The sequence below is a fragment of the Salipiger abyssi genome, from assembly GCF_001975705.1.
In the GTDB taxonomy this organism is placed as follows: Bacteria; Pseudomonadota; Alphaproteobacteria; order Rhodobacterales; family Rhodobacteraceae; genus Salipiger; species Salipiger abyssi.
Map to the genome: position 1 here is coordinate 176,213 of NZ_CP015091.1, position 15,220 is coordinate 191,432.

Here is a 15,220-nt window from a genome sequence, read left to right on the forward strand (position 1 = left end):
TTCCAGGCGGGCCGGAGACGGCCCGCCGACCGTTAGGGCAGCCTGACCGGGCGGTGACGCCCTGTGTTGGCCTATCTCGTGCCGAGATGGCCGAGTGCCTTGCTCAGCGCTTGCGCCTGCGGCAGCAACACGCCGAGAATTCGGTCCTCTGTCTCCTGCGAAAATCGGATCTCCGGGACCGTCACGCAGAGCGCGCCGATGGTGTCGCCGCTCTTGTCGAATACCGGCGCGCCGATCCCGACGGCGCCCTCGATGGTCTGGCCGCGCGACAGCGCATAGCCCTGCGCCGCGAACACCTCCATTTGATGGAGATAGACGTCCTTCGAAGGCAGCCTTGCGCCGGTCTGCGGAAAGCTGTCGCTCTCGCGACTGTCGTAAAGCGCCTCCTGTTCCGCGCGCGGAAGGAAGGCCACGACCGACTGTCCCGTGGCGCCCCAGAGCGGACTGCGGGTGCTGAAAAGCTCGGTGCGGTATTGCAGCGGGTTCGCGGAGTTGCAGGCACCGACCACGGTGATCTGCCCCCGGGCACGCAGATAGCGCACGATGACACAGGTCTCGTTGGCGGTCTCGGCGACGCGCTCCATAAACGGCTGCGCGATCTCTGCCAGCCCGGTCCTGCCGGCGACGAGCGACGCGATGCGCAGAAATTCGGGGCCGATGCGATAGCGCTTGTGATCGGCGTCGAGAGTGATGATGTCATCCTCGGCCAGCAGGTGCAGCAGCCGGTGCGAGGTGCTGGGCGCGAGGCCGGTGATGGCGGAAAGTTCCTTGATGGACAGATCGCCATCCGCCTCGGCAAACACTTGCAGGATGCGGATGGCCCGGGCCACGGTGCCGCTGCGCGTGCTGTCTTCACCCATTCCGTCGGGAACCCGTTCTTGTTGCTGCGGTCCGCGCGCCGAAGCCAGCGCGCCGCCTTCCCTAGCATGAGTGAGACGGCGTTGGGTATCCCCTCACGAGCGGCGTGTCACGGGCAGACCTCTCCAGCGATGGCGGCAGGATGCGCCACCGCCGGAGAGGCTGGACAAGCTCTCAGAACTTGAAGCCCATGCTCACGGTCAGGCCTTCGGATTGGGGAATATACTCCCCCTCGACCATCCAGAGATACTTGGCCTTGATGAAGGCGGGCCGGTTGGCGACGGTGAAACTGTATTGCGCGATCAGCCCGAGATTCATCGCACTGCCGCGCAGACCGTTGCTGTTTCCGTCGATCTTGTCGTCGGCGATCTGGGTCCAGCCTGTGCCCGCCACACCGAACTGCCAGGGCCCGACGATCTCGGAGGCGCTGAAATCAAGCGAAACGGTGTTGCCGGTGTTGTAATCCGTGTCACCGTTTTCGGTGTAGTGGTTGTAGAAAAGCCGCGCGCTCACCTGCGTGGCCCGGCCCGGCCCGGCGCCGAAGATCGAGGGCGCGGTATGGGTGACGGCCATGGTCGGCGAGATGGTGAAGAAGTTCGACCCGACATTGACGGGATCGCTGGAGCTGTATTCCCCGGTCGGCCAGGTCACCCCGAGGCCGAGCATGAAGGCGGTGCCGTAGGGGATCGGGAACGCCCGGTCGCGGGGCTGGTCCGCAAAGGCCTTGCTGGGGCTGAATTTGCTCCACAGCAGCAGGTCCGTATAGATGTCCATCGCGCCTTCCGAGCAGGACTCGGGCGCCGGGCCTGCGCTATAGCAGACGCGCTGCTTCCCGGCACCGAAGGACGAGGCGAGCTGGCCGCCGAACAGCGTCTGCGGATAGACGAACAACGCACCCACCGCACCGAAGCCCACATGGCCGTCGCCCCGCACATCGTCGCCGCCGCCAAGCCGGTAGCGGCTGAGGTCGACGCCGCCGCCCACGAGAAACGGATAGAGCCCGGGCTGGGGAAGCAGCGCCTGGTTGAGATCGGTGCCGCCGATCGGCCCGGCGGGCGCGGTGCCTTCAAGGGCCTGCGCGGTGCCGGTCGCCGCGAATAGGATAATGGCCGCCTGGGCGAGCCGCTTGCTAAGTCTGATCACGATGGTTTTCCCCCTCTGTTGTGGATGACTGCGCTAGGCGCCCCGCGGTGACCCTGAGTTTGCAGGCATGCGGGGACGTGGCGCATCCCGGCTGCGGGATACGCTGAGACGTCAGAGACGTGCGTTGATGTCCGATGCGTGCCGGCAGTACCGGGCACACATGCGTCAGATCCATCCGCGCTCGGTCAGGAGGCGCGGACGGGACGGTCGGAAAGACTTGGCGGTAAGTGTGGCTCTAGATCGGAAGCCTGCACCTTGCGTGACGCGTGATCCGGCTGGACGCGCGCGTGATGACACACAAAGGCTGTAAGCCCTGCGGGCTTTTATAGTGGTTCATTGTCCCTCCTCCCCGCAGCATCGCTGCGACCGGCTGACCTTGTGGCCACTCAATTGACACCGGTATAGCGAAATTGCCAAATAACTAGATTCGTGTCTAGTGAAATTTCAAATGCCTTCGGAGCGGGGGGCGGCGCGTATTACGGGCATGGGAGAAGGCGGCGCCACGGGGGCGCTCAGCTCCGTTCGACCAGCGCGTCGCGCCAGAACTCGCCGAGGGTGGCGACGAACTCGTCGCGCGTGCCCGGGAAGCTTTCGGTCAGGTACATGAAGACGCTGCGATCCATCTGTGTGCAAAGCATCATGAATCGATAGGCGGGATTATCGCTGTCCTGCGCGAGGCGCCGCAACACATTGGGCACGTATTCCATATACTCGGAGATGCCGCGAAACCACTGCTGGCTCATCTCGATATTGCTGGAGACCGCCTGATTGGAGGCGATCGCAAAATTCCGCGCGTCTTCCCAGACGTCGATCATGTCCGCCATCCAGCCATGAATGCCGGCTTCCGTCCACGGATCCATCGCATCGAGCTTGTGCCACTGCTCGATCATGCGCGACTGTTCGAGCTCGGCCCAGGAGGCGGCGAGTGCCTCGCTCTTGCCGGCGAAATGCAGGTAGAAGGTGGCCCGGCTCGTCCCTGCTGCCTTGACGATCTCGGCGATCGTGGTGTCGTGAAAGCCCTTGTGCGTAAAGCACTTGAAGGCCGCCTGAATCAGCTTGTAGCGCGTGGCGCGCTGTTGCTCCTCCCGCAGGGTACGCGGCTCGCGCTCCAACGGAACACTCGCACGCGCCTGCGCGAGCGAGCCGACACCGGCCGCGCCGGAGGCCTTTTTATTTGCTGTCTTTCTGGACATAGCTCCATGTGCCACAAGACGCCGTTTCCCGACAAGGGTGCATGACGCGCAGTTGAGAAGCCCGGGGTCAAGAGGCTACGGCAAATAACGCCGGACAGACGCCGGGCGCAGCCTGCCGCATCTTCCGGATCTCTAACGTCACCTGGGTCATGTTGACAAATGGCGGAGCCAAAGGCGGAAAGAACGAGGCAGTGGTTGGTGGGTTTGCGCCCATTCAGCGCGCGGACGACGAGAATGAAACCCTCAAAGACGGCCCCTTCCTCGTTCGACACAAGGCCTCCTGCCAAGCTGGTTTCCATCCCAGAGACCAGCTTGAATCATGCACAAAGCCTCATAGGAGTTCTTTCTGTCTAAACGACGTAATTTCCGTTCGGATTCAAGAGAGTAGTGATCGGCTCACGCATCACCGCGACATCGATGAAACCGGCAACGAGAGCTGGCGTTTCAAGACCCGGGAACACCCTGACTGCTGCTGGCCCGACGCGCTGTGTGAAGGATACACCGCATCGGGCCAGCACGGGTGATATGGCCCAGGAGCTTTGGGAGACGTCAGATTATCCGGCGGTCTCCAGCGCCTCTTCCTCCAGCTGGCTCCAGAGTTCGTCGATCATCGGCGTCAGTTTTTCTTTCGCCTCTTCCATCGTGATGACCTCGTCGGGCGGACACTTCCTGAGCTCGCCCTTGGCGGTGTAGACGTGTTCGCCCATCATCCGGCCGTCTGCGCTGTAAGGCCACAGCATGCAGGTCCAGCGGTCTTCGACATAGGTCGCGTCTATGTCGTCAACCTCGTAGCCCTTCGCAATCGCCGCCTCCGCCGGCATGAATGTGTGATACACCGCCTCCGACGCAAAACCTCCGTCGTTCACGATGATCGTTTCGTCCGTCAGCGTCATCACGGTGGCATCCCACCAAAGGGCGGCCAAGGCGATTGCCGAGGGGCGGTTTCGGGAACAGATCCTTCCGCTTTCCGTCAAGCGCGGACGCTCGGAGACCATGTTCGACACCGATGAACACGTCCGCTCCGACGTGACGCTCGAGGATCTGGGCAAGCTGAGACCGGCGTTCGACCGCGACGGCTCTGTCACGGCGGGCAATGCATCCGGCATTAATGACGGCGCCGCGGCGCTGGTCCTGATGAACGCGGCCACTGCGGCTGATCGCGGGATTGCAGCTCTTGCGCGCATCGTATCCTACGGCCTGGGCGGTGTTGCGCCGGAGGTCATGGGGCTCGGTCCCGTGCCGGCGGTCAGGCAGGCACTGGCGAGGGCGGGGCTCGGCATTTCGGATATGGATGTCATCGAATCCAACGAAGCCTTCGCCGCGCAGGCCTGCGCGGTGTCCGAAGAGCTGGGGTTTCCCGAGGACAAGACCAACCCGAACGGCGGGGCTGTCGCGCTGGGTCATCCGATTGGCGCGTCGGGGGCGATCCTGCTGGTCAAGCTGGTGTACGAGCTCCGCCGGATCGGGGGCCGGTACGGGCTGGTCACCATGTGCATCGGTGGCGGGCAGGGGATCGCCGTCGTCATTGAGAACGCGGCATGACGATGGGCCCGAACGGCGCGGGCGCAGGTGAGAGCGCCTCCGACGTGCCGGCGGCCTGCCGTGGTGTGCGATGCAAAACCTCGGCGGAGACGATCTCAGACTGAAGATGGCTGTCGCAGCGCTGAAGAACCGACGCACGGGTGAGCTGGGCCGTTCCCCAAGTCGTCGTTCGGGGCCAGTTTCAGCGCCATGCTTTCGTCGCTGAACCAATTCCGCTTGATCTCGCGATGGATCGTGGCTTTCGAGCGCTTCAGGATCCGCGCGATCTCATGGACGGGGATCTTTGCCAGATTCCGGCCTTCGATCTGCGTGCGTTCGTTGATGCTCAGTGGCTTGTACACGGCTCCATGGCAATCTCTTTCCACTAGATAACGCTCTGTTTTCTAATAGGAGGCGCGCTCGAGGGTAGCGCACCCCCCTCGGTGTTTGATCCCACAGTTTGATGGTGCGATCCATTCGTCGGAATGGAACGAAGCACTAAGGGACAAGTTCATCACGGCTGGGCAGAGTCACGCGAGGAGTGATGTCCGACGCCGCGTTCATTGTGGAGGCACTACGCCAGCCAATCTGGCGCAACCCTTGAACGGGGAATGCCGCGGGAGAGGCCCCCGGCCCAGTCAACTGGTGATCCCGATCATTCGGTCTAGCGCCGGCTGAAGATAGCGGAAGCGAGCCAGCCCGCGAAGAGCGCAATCAGCGCGGCGGCGATCCCGTAGAGCAGCCCGTAATCCTGCGCTGCCCGGTAGATCAGGCGTTGCAGCGAACTTTTTCGAACCGGCAGATCCACGTCCGAACGGCTTAGCACCACACCGTCCTCTAGCAGAAAGACCCGCACGTCATAGGTGCCTGGAACGAGGCTCACCGGCAGCGGAATCCGGGCCTGGAACAACACGCCCTGCGACAGTTCGACAATGCCTTCCTCCAGCGTGATGCGGCGGCTTTCGCTGGTCAGCCTGCGCATTGCATCGAAGTAGAGATCGGTCTCTTCGCGGGTTTCGAGGCCGATGGGGGCGGGGATATAGGTGCTGGGCGCGATGCCGTGCCGCAGGTTTTCCACCGGGTCGACGATCTCGTCTAGCGGGCCGGTCGTCGCAACCGTGTAGAAGCTGGGCATCCAGACGAACTGGGCTTCGCGGGTGAACATCCAGATACCGGCGACCTGTTCCTTGCGGCGCAGCGTGGCGCGGCCGGGCGGGCCGGTGACCGTGATGACCACGTCGTAGTTGCCCGCGGTCCCCCCGGTGGGGGCTCCAAAGACCAGCAGTTCGGCGCCATGGAATCCGGTGGTGATCTCCACCTCGTCGAGACTGAGGGCAAAGGTGGCCTCGGGTGCATCGGCCGCATTCCCGGCGGCGGGGAGGAGCGCCAGAAGCAGCGCCAGGGCTTTCCTCATCGCGTTGCCTCCCAGAACAGCGCGAACGCTTCCGCAGGCATCCGAACTAGATCGACCGCAACCTTGGCGCTGACCCCGAGCACCAGGATCGACAGCAGGATGCGTAGCTGTTCGCCGCGTAACCTTGCCCCAAAGCGCGTGCCCAGCTGTGCGCCCACGACACCGCCGATCAGCAGCAGCAGCGCCAGCACGATATCCACCGTGTGGTTGGTGGCTGAGTGCAATATGGTGGTGAAGACGGAAACAAAGGTGATCTGGAACAGCGACGTACCGACGACGACCTTGGTGGGCATTTTCAGCAGGTAGATCATCGCGGGCAGCATGATAAAACCGCCGCCCACACCCATGATCGCCGCCAGCACGCCGCAAAGCAGCCCCACCAGCAGCGGCGGGATGGCCGAGATATAGAGGCCGGATGTGCGGAACTTCACCTTGAGAGGCCAACCCTGACCCCAGCCATGCCCGCGTTTGCGCGGGGCGCTGCGGCCGCGCAGCGCTTTGAGGCTCTCCACGAACATCATGAGCCCGATGAAGCCGAGGAAGACCACGTAGAAAAGCTGCACCGCGAGGTCGATCTGACCCAGCGAGCGCAGGAAAGCGAATAGCCAGACCCCCAATGTCGATCCGACCAGACCCCCGATGAGCAGCACGGTGCCCATTCGGATGTCGAGTGTCTTGCGGCGCCAATGCGCGAGTGCCCCGGAGCAGGAGGAGGCGACGATCTGCACCGCCTGGGTCGACACGGCGACCGCTGGCGGGATGCCGATGAAGAACAGCAGCGGCGTCAGGATGAAGCCGCCGCCGACCCCGAAGAGCCCGGACATGATCCCGACGAAGGCCCCCAGCCCCACGATGAGGAAGAGGTTCACGGGAATTTCGGCAACGGGGAGGTAAATGTGCATCCTGTCCTGGCGTTAGCGGTCACATCTTTTTGGAAAAGACCATTATCAGCAGGGCGACGAGGCACAACCCGAGAAACACGGCTGAAATCGGAGATGTGACGAAGGTGCTGAAATCGCCACGCGACAGCAGCAAGGCACGCCGGAAATTCTCCTCCATCATCGGCGAGAGAATGAAGGCCAGCACCAGCGGCGCCGGCGGAAAGCCGAGCCGCGCCATGACAAGGCCGAAGATGCCGAATCCCAGCACGAGGTAGATATCCACCACCGAGGAGTTGATCGAATAGACGCCGATGGAGACCAGTACCAGGATGATCGGGAAGAGCGCGTTGTAGGGCACCTGCAAGAGCCGCGTCCAGATCCCCACGAAGGGGATGTTGAGCAGCACCAGCAGCAGGTTGCCGACGAAAAAGCTGACCACCAGCCCCCAGAACATCGTCGGGTTCTCGGCGATGAAGGTCGGCCCCGGCGTGATGCCGTGGATCATCAGCGCGCCGATCATCACCGCCATGACGGCGTCGCCGGGCACGCCCAGCGTCAGCGTCGGGATAAAGGCCGCCTGCGCGGTGGCGTTGTTGGCGCTTTCCGGCGCGGTCAGCCCCTCGATCCGGCCCTTGCCGAAGAGATGCGGCACGCGGCTGAGGCGCAGCTCCACCGCATAGGCGACGAATGAGGCCATGGCCGCGCCGGCGCCGGGCAGGATGCCCGCCACCGCGCCGATGGCCGAGCCGCGCCCCATGGCGGGGGCGGACTGGCGCCATTCCTCGCGGGTAGGCATCATCGAGGAGAAGGAAAATTTCTCGAAAGTGGTGGCGTGGCTGCGCATCGCGATGGTCGAGATGATCTCGGAGACGCCAAAGACCCCCATGGCCACCGCCACGATGTTCAGCCCGTCGGCGATGGCGGGCAGGCCGAAGGTGAAGCGGAAGGTGCCCGAGGTGACGTCCTGCCCGACGATGCCGAGGATCAGCCCGATCACCACCATCGACAGCGATTTCAGAATGTCGGACCCGCCCACGGCGGCAGCGGCAAACAGGGCGAATACCATCAGAGAGAAATACTCGGCGGCACCGAATTCAAGCGCGAAGCGGGCCAGCACAGGCGCGAACGAGGCAACCAGGACGATGCCCACCATCGACCCCACCAGCGAGGCGATGGCGGTCATGAAGAGCGCCACCGAGGCGCGACCCTTCTTGGCCATCGGATAGCCTTCGAGACAGGTGACGGCGGCGGCGGGCGTGCCGGGCAGGTTCAACAGGATCGAGGCGGTCGAGCCGCCATATTGCCCGCCGTAATAGATCCCGGCGAGCATGATGATCGCCTCGGACGGATCGATATAGAAGGTCAGCGGCAGCAGCATGGCGATGGCGGGCAGGGGGCCGATGCCGGGCAGCACGCCCACGATCATTCCGAGCGTCACGCCGAGGAAGCAGTAGAAGACGGCCGACCAGCTGAGCGCGATGCTGGCGCCGTCCGCGAGATTTGCGAGAAGGTCCATGTTCGGGCTCTCAGTAAAGCTTGAAGGGAAGGCCGAAGCCCAGCACGAAAATCGCCCAGGCGCCCACCGGCGTCAGCAGCGCGATTACGAACAGGCGCTTGAGGTTCGGCTTTTCGGCGGCGAGGCCGGAGATCATCACCAGCGCGAAGGTGGCGATCAGCAACCCGGCACTTTCCAGCAGCGCGGCGAAGGCGGCGATGCCCAGCGGCACCAGCAGCATGGGCCGCAGCCTGTGCCAGCGTTCGGTCCAGTCGATGGTCTCGGGCTCGGCATCCTCTGCCGGGGCGGGGAAGAGGCCGTGCCGCACGGTGATCGCCAGCCCCAGAAGGATGGCGCAGCTGCCGAGCAGCATCGGGAAGTACCCTGTATCCATGCGGCGCAGCGAGCCGATGCCGTAGCCGACCGAGGTCACGGTAACGCCGATGCCGATGGTCAGCATGATGGCTCCGGCGATCAGCCCGCCTGCATCGGGAGCGAATGTCCTGCGTGTCACGTTTACCCTCCCTGGGTCGCGTTCAGGCCGAGCCGACGGCGACGGACGGGTCGCTGGCCGGAACCTGCGGATAGTGAAAGCCGCGCTGGCCCGACAATCCGCGATTGTCGGGAGTGGCATCGGCGGGTTCGGGGAGACCGACAAAGCGGTCGCCCTCGATCATGTCGAGATCGCTGCCATAGAGATGTCCGCGCAGCAGCGTCTTCATCTTTTCCAGCGTTTCGGCCTGGGCCGGATCGGCGGCCAGATCGTGCTGTTCGCGCGGGTCTTCCATCATGTCGAAGAGCTGGAAGCGGTTGCCGGCGGGATACCAGATCAGCTTGTGCTGGCGGTCGCGGATCATCCGCGTGGCCTTGGCCCCGGACTGGCTTTCGCCATAGAGGTGATCGCGAGTGTCGGGCGCCAGCAGCGAGCTGCCCTCGACGCCTTCGGGGATCGCCACGCCTGCCATGTCGAGCATTGTCGGCATCAGATCGTGCAGCGCGACCAGCCGGTCGCTGGTGGCATTGCGCCCGATGCGGTCGTGCCTGCGGGTGTCGATCACCAGCAGCGGTACATTGGCCGATGCATCGTACATCAGCCGTTTGCCGAACATGCCGTGATCGCCCAGCATGTCGCCGTGGTCCGAGCAAAAGACGATAATGGTGTCGTCAAGGATCCCTTCCTCGCGCAGCGTGCCGATCAGCAGGCGGATCTGGTGGTCGATATGCGTGCAGAGCGCATAGAACGCGCGCCGCGTATCGGCAAGCTGCGCGGGCGGCAGCGCCGCGTAATAGCCCCGCACCGAGCGCAGCAGCGCGGGCATCGCGGCGGTCTCGGCCGACCAGTCGCTTTGCAGCGGGTCCGCCACGCCGCGGCGGGCGTAGCGGTCGAAATAGCGTTGCAGCGGCACCAGCGGCGGGTGGGGATGGGTGTAGGAGACGTGCCAGAAACCGGGCCGTGTGGGGTCGCGCCGCTTGATCTGCCGCGCGGCGGTGCGCGTGGTCCAGTTGGTCACATGCAGGTCGTCGTCCAGATGCCAGGTGTTCCAGCCGTATTCGTTGTTGCTCATGCCGTGGGTGAACTGTTCGCCCGGATGGCCTCGGTCGGCGAGGAACATCTCGTAATCGTCGGGTCCGCCGAGATGGCCGCGGCCTTCTTCGGCCAGCAGCGCGTCGTCAAAGCCGATGCGGTCGCGCGGCGGGAAGACATGCAGCTTGCCGATGGCGCCGGTCTGATAGCCGGCGGCGGAAAAGGCCCCCGCCAGCGTCTGCGCCTTTGCGGGCATTCGCAGCGCCGGCTGGAAATCGCGGTCGCCATGTCCGCGCGCAGTCAGGCCCGTCATCATCGAGCGGCGCGAGGGGATGCAGATCGGCGTTTCGGCATAGCAGTTGCGGTAGAGCGTGCCGGAGCGCGCCAGCATGTCGAGCGTCGGGGTCTCGATGTCGGGATGGCCCATGCAGCCCAGCAGATGCGCGGGCCACTGGTCCACGGTGACAAAAAGCACATGCGGTTGATCGGACATCATCCACCTCGGGTTCGTCGGAAAATTCGTGGAAAAGCGGGCGCCGGGTGGGCCGGCGCCCGTGGATCGAGATCAGTCGCGGCTGGCGCCCGACATCTCGACCAGCTTGCCGAGCGTGTCGGCCTGCTCGGTCACAAAGGCGGTGAACTCCTCGGGGCTGCCGCCGACAAGGCCGATGTTCAGGGCGCCGAACCGCTCCTGGATCTCGGGCCGGGCGAGGATTTCGTCCAGCGCGCCATTCACCTTGCCGATGATTTCGGGATCGGTGCCCTTGGGCGCCATGATGCCGTGCCACGAGGTATAGACCATGTCGACACCCTGTTCCTTCATCGTCGGCACGTCGGGCAGGGCGGCGACCCGCTCTTCCGAGGTGACCGCCAGCGCACGCAGGGTGCCGTCCTTGATCATCGGCACCAGCGTGCCGTCGATCATCACGCCGACCTCGCCGCTCATCAGCGCGGTGCGCGCCGGGGCCGAGCCCTGATAAGGGATGTGCAGTGCCTCGATCCCGGCAATGGAGCGGAAGAGCTCAAAGGCCAGGTGCTGTGCGGTGCCGACACCGGCGGAGGCATAATCGAGATATTCGGGATCGTCCTTGGCCCGCGCGATCAGGTCGGGCAGGTCGGTGACCTCTTCGAGCCGGGGGCCGACGCCCATGACCAGCGGGATCGAGGTGATCTGGATCACCGGGTCGAAATCTTCCAGCGGTTCGTAAACGAGGTTGTCATAGACATGCGGGTTGATGCCCATGGTGGCGATGTCGCCCACGACCAGCGTGTAGCCGTCCGCCTCGGCGCGCGAGGCTTCGCCCACGCCCACGGTGCCACCGGCGCCGCCACGGTTCTCGATCACCACGGGCTGGCCCAGCAGTTCCGAGAGCGGTTCTGCCAGGGTGCGCGCGATGAGGTCGGTGTTGCCGCCCGGCGGGTAGGGCACGATGATGTTGATGGGGTTCTGCGGCCAGCCGTCCTGGGCCAGCGCGGGCGCTGCGGTCAGGCCGAGCGCGGCGGCGCCTGCCAGCATGAGGGCACGGCGGGTGATGGTGAACATGTGTTGCAAGAGTTCCTCCTCCTTCTGTCGATGGATCCTGAGCGCGGCCCGGATCGGACTGATAAGTGTTGCCATAGGTGCATAATTAAGAAATAAGTGATGCTTATCATTCTTCGGGGGCAAGATGGACACGGGACAGATGCGGGCGATCGTCGTTCTCGCCGAAGAACTGCATTTTGCCCGCGCCGCGCGCAAGCTCGGCATCAGCCAGCCGGCGCTGTCGCAAAAGATCCAGAAGGTCGAAACCGAGATCGGCATGACGCTCTTCGACCGGGGCCAGCGGCATGTGGTGCTGACGCCTGCGGGCACCGCGCTGGTGGGCGATCTTCCCGAGCTGCTGACCCGCATCGACACTGTGCTGGCCCGCGCGGGCCGCATCGCGCGGGGCGACGAGGGATTTCTGCGCGTGGGCTTTGTCGAGAATGCGAGTTTTCACCTTGTCCCTCATGTGATTACCCGGCTGCGGCGGCGCTTTCCCAATGCGCAGATCGAGCTGGTCGAGATGATCTCCCCCGACATTCCCGATGCGCTGGTGCGGGGGGATATCGACGTGGCGCTGACCCGGCCGTTGCCCACCGACACGCTGCGGGTGCATGAGGTGATGCGCGAACGCTATTTCGTCGCGCTGTCCGATGGCGACCCGCTGGTACGGCAGGACACGGTGCCGGTGCGCGCGCTTGGCGGCATGACCTTTATCGCCGCCGCCGGGCGCAAGTCGAACTACCTGCGCGGCCAGTTCGCGGCGTTGTTCGAGCGGCACGGATTTCACCTCGGCATCGGGCAGGAGGTCAACCAGCTGCCGGCGATCATCGCGCTGGTGGCGGCGGGGGGCGGGTTCACGATTCTGCCGCGCTCGGCCACCGGCCTGTCGATTCCCGGTGTCTGCTACCGCCCGATTCGCGATGAAGACGCGCCGGAAGCGGTGCTGCACGCGTGCAGCCGCGAGCATGACACCAACGCGCTGGTGCAGGCTTTCTTCGCCTTCGCACTGGAGCTGCGCAACCGGGGTTAGGTCACGCCCGCCCGCACCAGCGCGGCAATGGCGCTGTCGAAATGCTCGGTCATTACGTGTTCGGCCTGCACGCTGTCGCGGGCGGCGATGGCGGCGGCAAGGCGAGCATGGCAGTGAAGGTTCTCCAGCCGGTTTTCGCGAGAGGCACGCGCCTGCCAGCCGATCTCCCAGATACGCCGTGTGATGGCGCCGTAGCTTTCGATGAGCAGCGCAAAGAGCGCATTGCCCGAGGCGGCGCCGATCTCGGTATGCAGGGCCACATCCAGCTCCCGGATCTCGTCCGGGTCGCCATCGATTCCGGCCAGCATGGCGTCGGCGATCTCGGTCATGCGCCGCGCCTGCGCCTCGCTCCGGCGCAACGCGGCGAGCGCCGCGGCGCGAATCTCAAGCGTGCGGCGCACATCCATCATCTGTTGCAGCGTCAGTTCGCCGGTATAGGCGGCGTGATCCAGCAGTGTGGCCATGGCGGTGGGGCTGACCCCGGCGACGCGGGCGCGGCGGCCATTGCCGACTTCGACCACGCCAAGCGCGGCGAGCGCCCGCATCGCCTCGCGCACCACGTTGCGCGACACGCCCAGCCCGGAGGCGATGGTCTGCTCGGCGGGCATCGCGTCGCCCACCTTCAGGCCTTCATCGCGGATCATCCGGCGCAGGTCTTGCATCACCTGATCGACCCGCCCGGGCTTTTTCTCATCGGTCATCGGCAAACCTATCCTACAATTCCTTGCATTCTGATGGTCCAAAATGCCAATACTGCCGCAACAGAGTTTGCCCCGCGACCGGCCCGGCTGCAACCGCCGACCGGCGCCGCCCCTCAGGAGGTGCCTAAGATGACCGCCAAGATCCGCCCGCAGGACCTGCGTTCCGCCAAATGGTTCAACAACCCCGACGATCCGGAGATGACGGCGCTCTATCTGGAACGCTATCTCAATTACGGGCTGACGCGCGAAGAGCTTCAGGGCGGCAAGCCGATCATCGGCATTGCCCAGACCGGCAGCGATCTGTCGCCCTGCAACCGCCACCATATCGAGTTGGCCAAGCGGGTGCGCGACGGCATCATCGCCGCCGGCGGCATCCCGATGGAGATCCCGGTGCATCCGATTCAGGAGACCGGCAAGCGCCCCACGGCGAGCCTTGACCGCAACCTCGCCTATCTCGGGCTGGTCGAGGCGCTGCACGGCTATCCGATCGACGGGGTGGTGCTGACCATCGGCTGCGACAAGACCACGCCGGCACTGCTGATGGCGGCGGCGACGGTGAACATTCCCGCCATCGCCTTTTCCGTCGGGCCGATGCTGAACGGCTGGTTCAATGGCGAGCGCGCCGGATCGGGCAGCGTGATCTGGAAGGCGCGCGAACAGCACGCGGCGGGCGAAATCGACGATGACGGGTTCTTCGACCTCGTGGCCTCCTCGGCACCGTCGGTGGGCTATTGCAACACGATGGGCACCGCCTCGACGATGAACTCGCTGGCCGAGATCCTGGGGATGCAGCTGCCCGGCTCCGCCGCGATCCCGGCGCCCTATCGCGAGCGCGGGCAGATGGCGCGGGCCACCGGCGCGCGCATCGTCGAGATGGTGTGGGAGGATCTGCGCCCGCTCGACATCCTCACACGTGCGGCCTTCGAGAACGCCATTGTCGGCTGTTCGGCGCTTGGCGGATCCACCAATGCGCCGATCCATATCAATGCGATTGCCGCCCATGCGGGGGTGACGCTCGAGAATGACGACTGGCAGCGGCTGGGCCACAAGGTGCCGCTGCTGGCCAATATGCAGCCCGCCGGGATCTATCTGGGCGAGGATTTCCAGCGTGCGGGCGGCGTGCCCGCGATTCTGGGCGAGCTGATCGAGGCCGGTCTGCTGCCGCATCCGCAGGCGGGCACTGTCGCGGGCCAGCCGCTTTCGGCGGGGGCCATCCGCAGCCACGAGCCCGAGGTGGTGCGCCCGGTCGATGGCGCGCTGCTGGCGCATGCGGGGTTCATGAACCTCAAGGGCAATCTCTTTGACAGCGCGATCATGAAGACCTCGGTGATTTCCGAGGATTTCCGCGCCCGCTACCTGTCCAACCCCGACGACCCCGAGGCCTTCGAAGGCACGGTCTTCGTCTTCGACGGGCCGGAGCATTTCCACGCAACCATCGACGACCCGGCATTGGCGGTCGGGCCGGACGCGGTGCTGGTGATGCGCGGGGCGGGGCCGCTGGGCTATCCCGGCGCGGCGGAGGTGGTGAACATGCGCCCGCCCGCCTATCTGCTGAAACAGGGCGTGCAGGCGCTGCCTTGTATCGGCGACGGGCGGCAATCGGGCACCTCCGGGTCTGCTTCGATCCTCAATGCCTCGCCCGAGGCGGCGGCTGGCGGCAATCTGGCGCTTTTGCGCAATGGCGACCGCATCCGCGTGGATCTGCGCAAGGCGCGGGTCGATGTGAAGCTGACCGAGGCAGAGCTGGCCGAGCGTCGTGCGGCGCTGGAGGCGGAGGGCGGCTATGCCGTGCCGGAAAGCCAGACGCCGTGGCAGGCGATGTTCCGCGCCGGTGTGGCGCAGCTCTGCGACGGCATGGTGCTGAAGGGCGCGCCGGAGTTCCGCGATATCGCGCGCAAGCATATGCCGCGCAACAATCACTGAGGAGGCGACAC

14 protein-coding genes and 1 pseudogene are annotated in these 15,220 nt (G+C 65.1%); 3 read left to right on the forward strand and 12 right to left on the reverse strand.

Features of this window, described 5'->3' with window-relative positions; genetic code table 11:
- Nucleotides 1–71: 71 nt before the first annotated feature.
- From Ga0080574_RS02320 to Ga0080574_RS02340, 4 genes are all read right to left on the reverse strand, one after another.
- On the reverse strand, nucleotides 72–860 hold the full coding sequence (locus tag Ga0080574_RS02320; protein ID WP_076694923.1) for an IclR family transcriptional regulator: 789 nt from the start codon (nucleotides 858–860) through the stop codon (nucleotides 72–74).
- 172 nt (nucleotides 861–1,032) lie between these two features.
- The gene (locus Ga0080574_RS02325; RefSeq protein WP_076694925.1) at nucleotides 1,033–2,001 is read right to left on the reverse strand and encodes a SphA family protein; all 969 of its coding nucleotides are present in this window, start codon (nucleotides 1,999–2,001) and stop codon (nucleotides 1,033–1,035) included.
- 512 nt (nucleotides 2,002–2,513) lie between these two features.
- Complete coding sequence (locus Ga0080574_RS02330; RefSeq protein ID WP_083716734.1) at nucleotides 2,514–3,194, reverse strand: TetR/AcrR family transcriptional regulator; 681 nt, start codon at nucleotides 3,192–3,194, stop codon at nucleotides 2,514–2,516.
- A gap of 554 nt (nucleotides 3,195–3,748) precedes the next feature.
- On the reverse strand, nucleotides 3,749–4,087 hold the full coding sequence (locus Ga0080574_RS02340; RefSeq protein WP_156876241.1) for a hypothetical protein: 339 nt from the start codon (nucleotides 4,085–4,087) through the stop codon (nucleotides 3,749–3,751).
- Here Ga0080574_RS02340 and Ga0080574_RS02345 point away from each other — a divergent pair.
- Nucleotides 4,086–4,736, forward strand: a pseudogene (locus tag Ga0080574_RS02345) (acetyl-CoA C-acyltransferase); the annotation flags it as partial. The gene Ga0080574_RS02340 and the pseudogene Ga0080574_RS02345 overlap by 2 nt on opposite strands.
- 95 nt (nucleotides 4,737–4,831) lie before the next feature.
- Here Ga0080574_RS02345 and Ga0080574_RS02350 read toward each other — a convergent pair.
- The 7 genes from Ga0080574_RS02350 to Ga0080574_RS02380 all read right to left on the reverse strand — a co-directional run bounded on the left by Ga0080574_RS02350 (nucleotide 4,832) and on the right by Ga0080574_RS02380 (nucleotide 11,573).
- Nucleotides 4,832–5,077 (reverse strand): helix-turn-helix domain-containing protein, encoded by a 246-nt coding sequence (locus Ga0080574_RS02350; protein ID WP_076694933.1) that lies wholly within the window; start codon nucleotides 5,075–5,077, stop codon nucleotides 4,832–4,834.
- A 302-nt stretch (nucleotides 5,078–5,379) separates the two neighbouring features.
- Entirely contained in the window at nucleotides 5,380–6,129 is a 750-nt protein-coding gene (locus Ga0080574_RS02355; RefSeq protein ID WP_076694935.1) for a TIGR02186 family protein, read from the reverse strand.
- Nucleotides 6,126–7,031 (reverse strand): sulfite exporter TauE/SafE family protein, encoded by a 906-nt coding sequence (locus Ga0080574_RS02360; protein WP_076694937.1) that lies wholly within the window; start codon nucleotides 7,029–7,031, stop codon nucleotides 6,126–6,128. Before Ga0080574_RS02360 ends, Ga0080574_RS02355 begins: the two co-directional genes overlap by 4 nt.
- A gap of 19 nt (nucleotides 7,032–7,050) precedes the next feature.
- A complete protein-coding gene (locus Ga0080574_RS02365) occupies nucleotides 7,051–8,526 on the reverse strand; it encodes a tripartite tricarboxylate transporter permease (RefSeq protein WP_076694939.1) in 1,476 nt (491 codons plus the stop codon).
- A 10-nt stretch (nucleotides 8,527–8,536) separates the two neighbouring features.
- The gene (locus tag Ga0080574_RS02370; protein WP_198039717.1) at nucleotides 8,537–9,019 is read right to left on the reverse strand and encodes a tripartite tricarboxylate transporter TctB family protein; all 483 of its coding nucleotides are present in this window, start codon (nucleotides 9,017–9,019) and stop codon (nucleotides 8,537–8,539) included.
- Between the two features lie 22 nt (nucleotides 9,020–9,041).
- On the reverse strand, nucleotides 9,042–10,523 hold the full coding sequence (locus Ga0080574_RS02375) for a sulfatase-like hydrolase/transferase (RefSeq protein WP_076695100.1): 1,482 nt from the start codon (nucleotides 10,521–10,523) through the stop codon (nucleotides 9,042–9,044).
- 72 nt (nucleotides 10,524–10,595) lie between these two features.
- Entirely contained in the window at nucleotides 10,596–11,573 is a 978-nt protein-coding gene (locus Ga0080574_RS02380) for a Bug family tripartite tricarboxylate transporter substrate binding protein (RefSeq protein WP_076694943.1), read from the reverse strand.
- 124 nt (nucleotides 11,574–11,697) lie between these two features.
- Here Ga0080574_RS02380 and Ga0080574_RS02385 point away from each other — a divergent pair, with 124 nt between their 5' ends.
- Nucleotides 11,698–12,585 (forward strand): LysR family transcriptional regulator, encoded by an 888-nt coding sequence (locus tag Ga0080574_RS02385; RefSeq protein WP_156876243.1) that lies wholly within the window; start codon nucleotides 11,698–11,700, stop codon nucleotides 12,583–12,585.
- On the opposite strand, the gene Ga0080574_RS02390 is transcribed toward Ga0080574_RS02385, so the two are convergent.
- Complete coding sequence (locus Ga0080574_RS02390) at nucleotides 12,582–13,286, reverse strand: FadR/GntR family transcriptional regulator (RefSeq protein WP_076694949.1); 705 nt, start codon at nucleotides 13,284–13,286, stop codon at nucleotides 12,582–12,584. The two genes, Ga0080574_RS02385 and Ga0080574_RS02390, sit on opposite strands and share 4 nt — an antisense overlap.
- A gap of 129 nt (nucleotides 13,287–13,415) precedes the next feature.
- Here Ga0080574_RS02390 and Ga0080574_RS02395 point away from each other — a divergent pair, with 129 nt between their 5' ends.
- Nucleotides 13,416–15,209: an IlvD/Edd family dehydratase gene (locus Ga0080574_RS02395; protein ID WP_076694952.1), complete on the forward strand. Its 1,794-nt coding sequence runs from the start codon at nucleotides 13,416–13,418 to the stop codon at nucleotides 15,207–15,209.
- Nucleotides 15,210–15,220 lie beyond the last annotated feature (11 nt).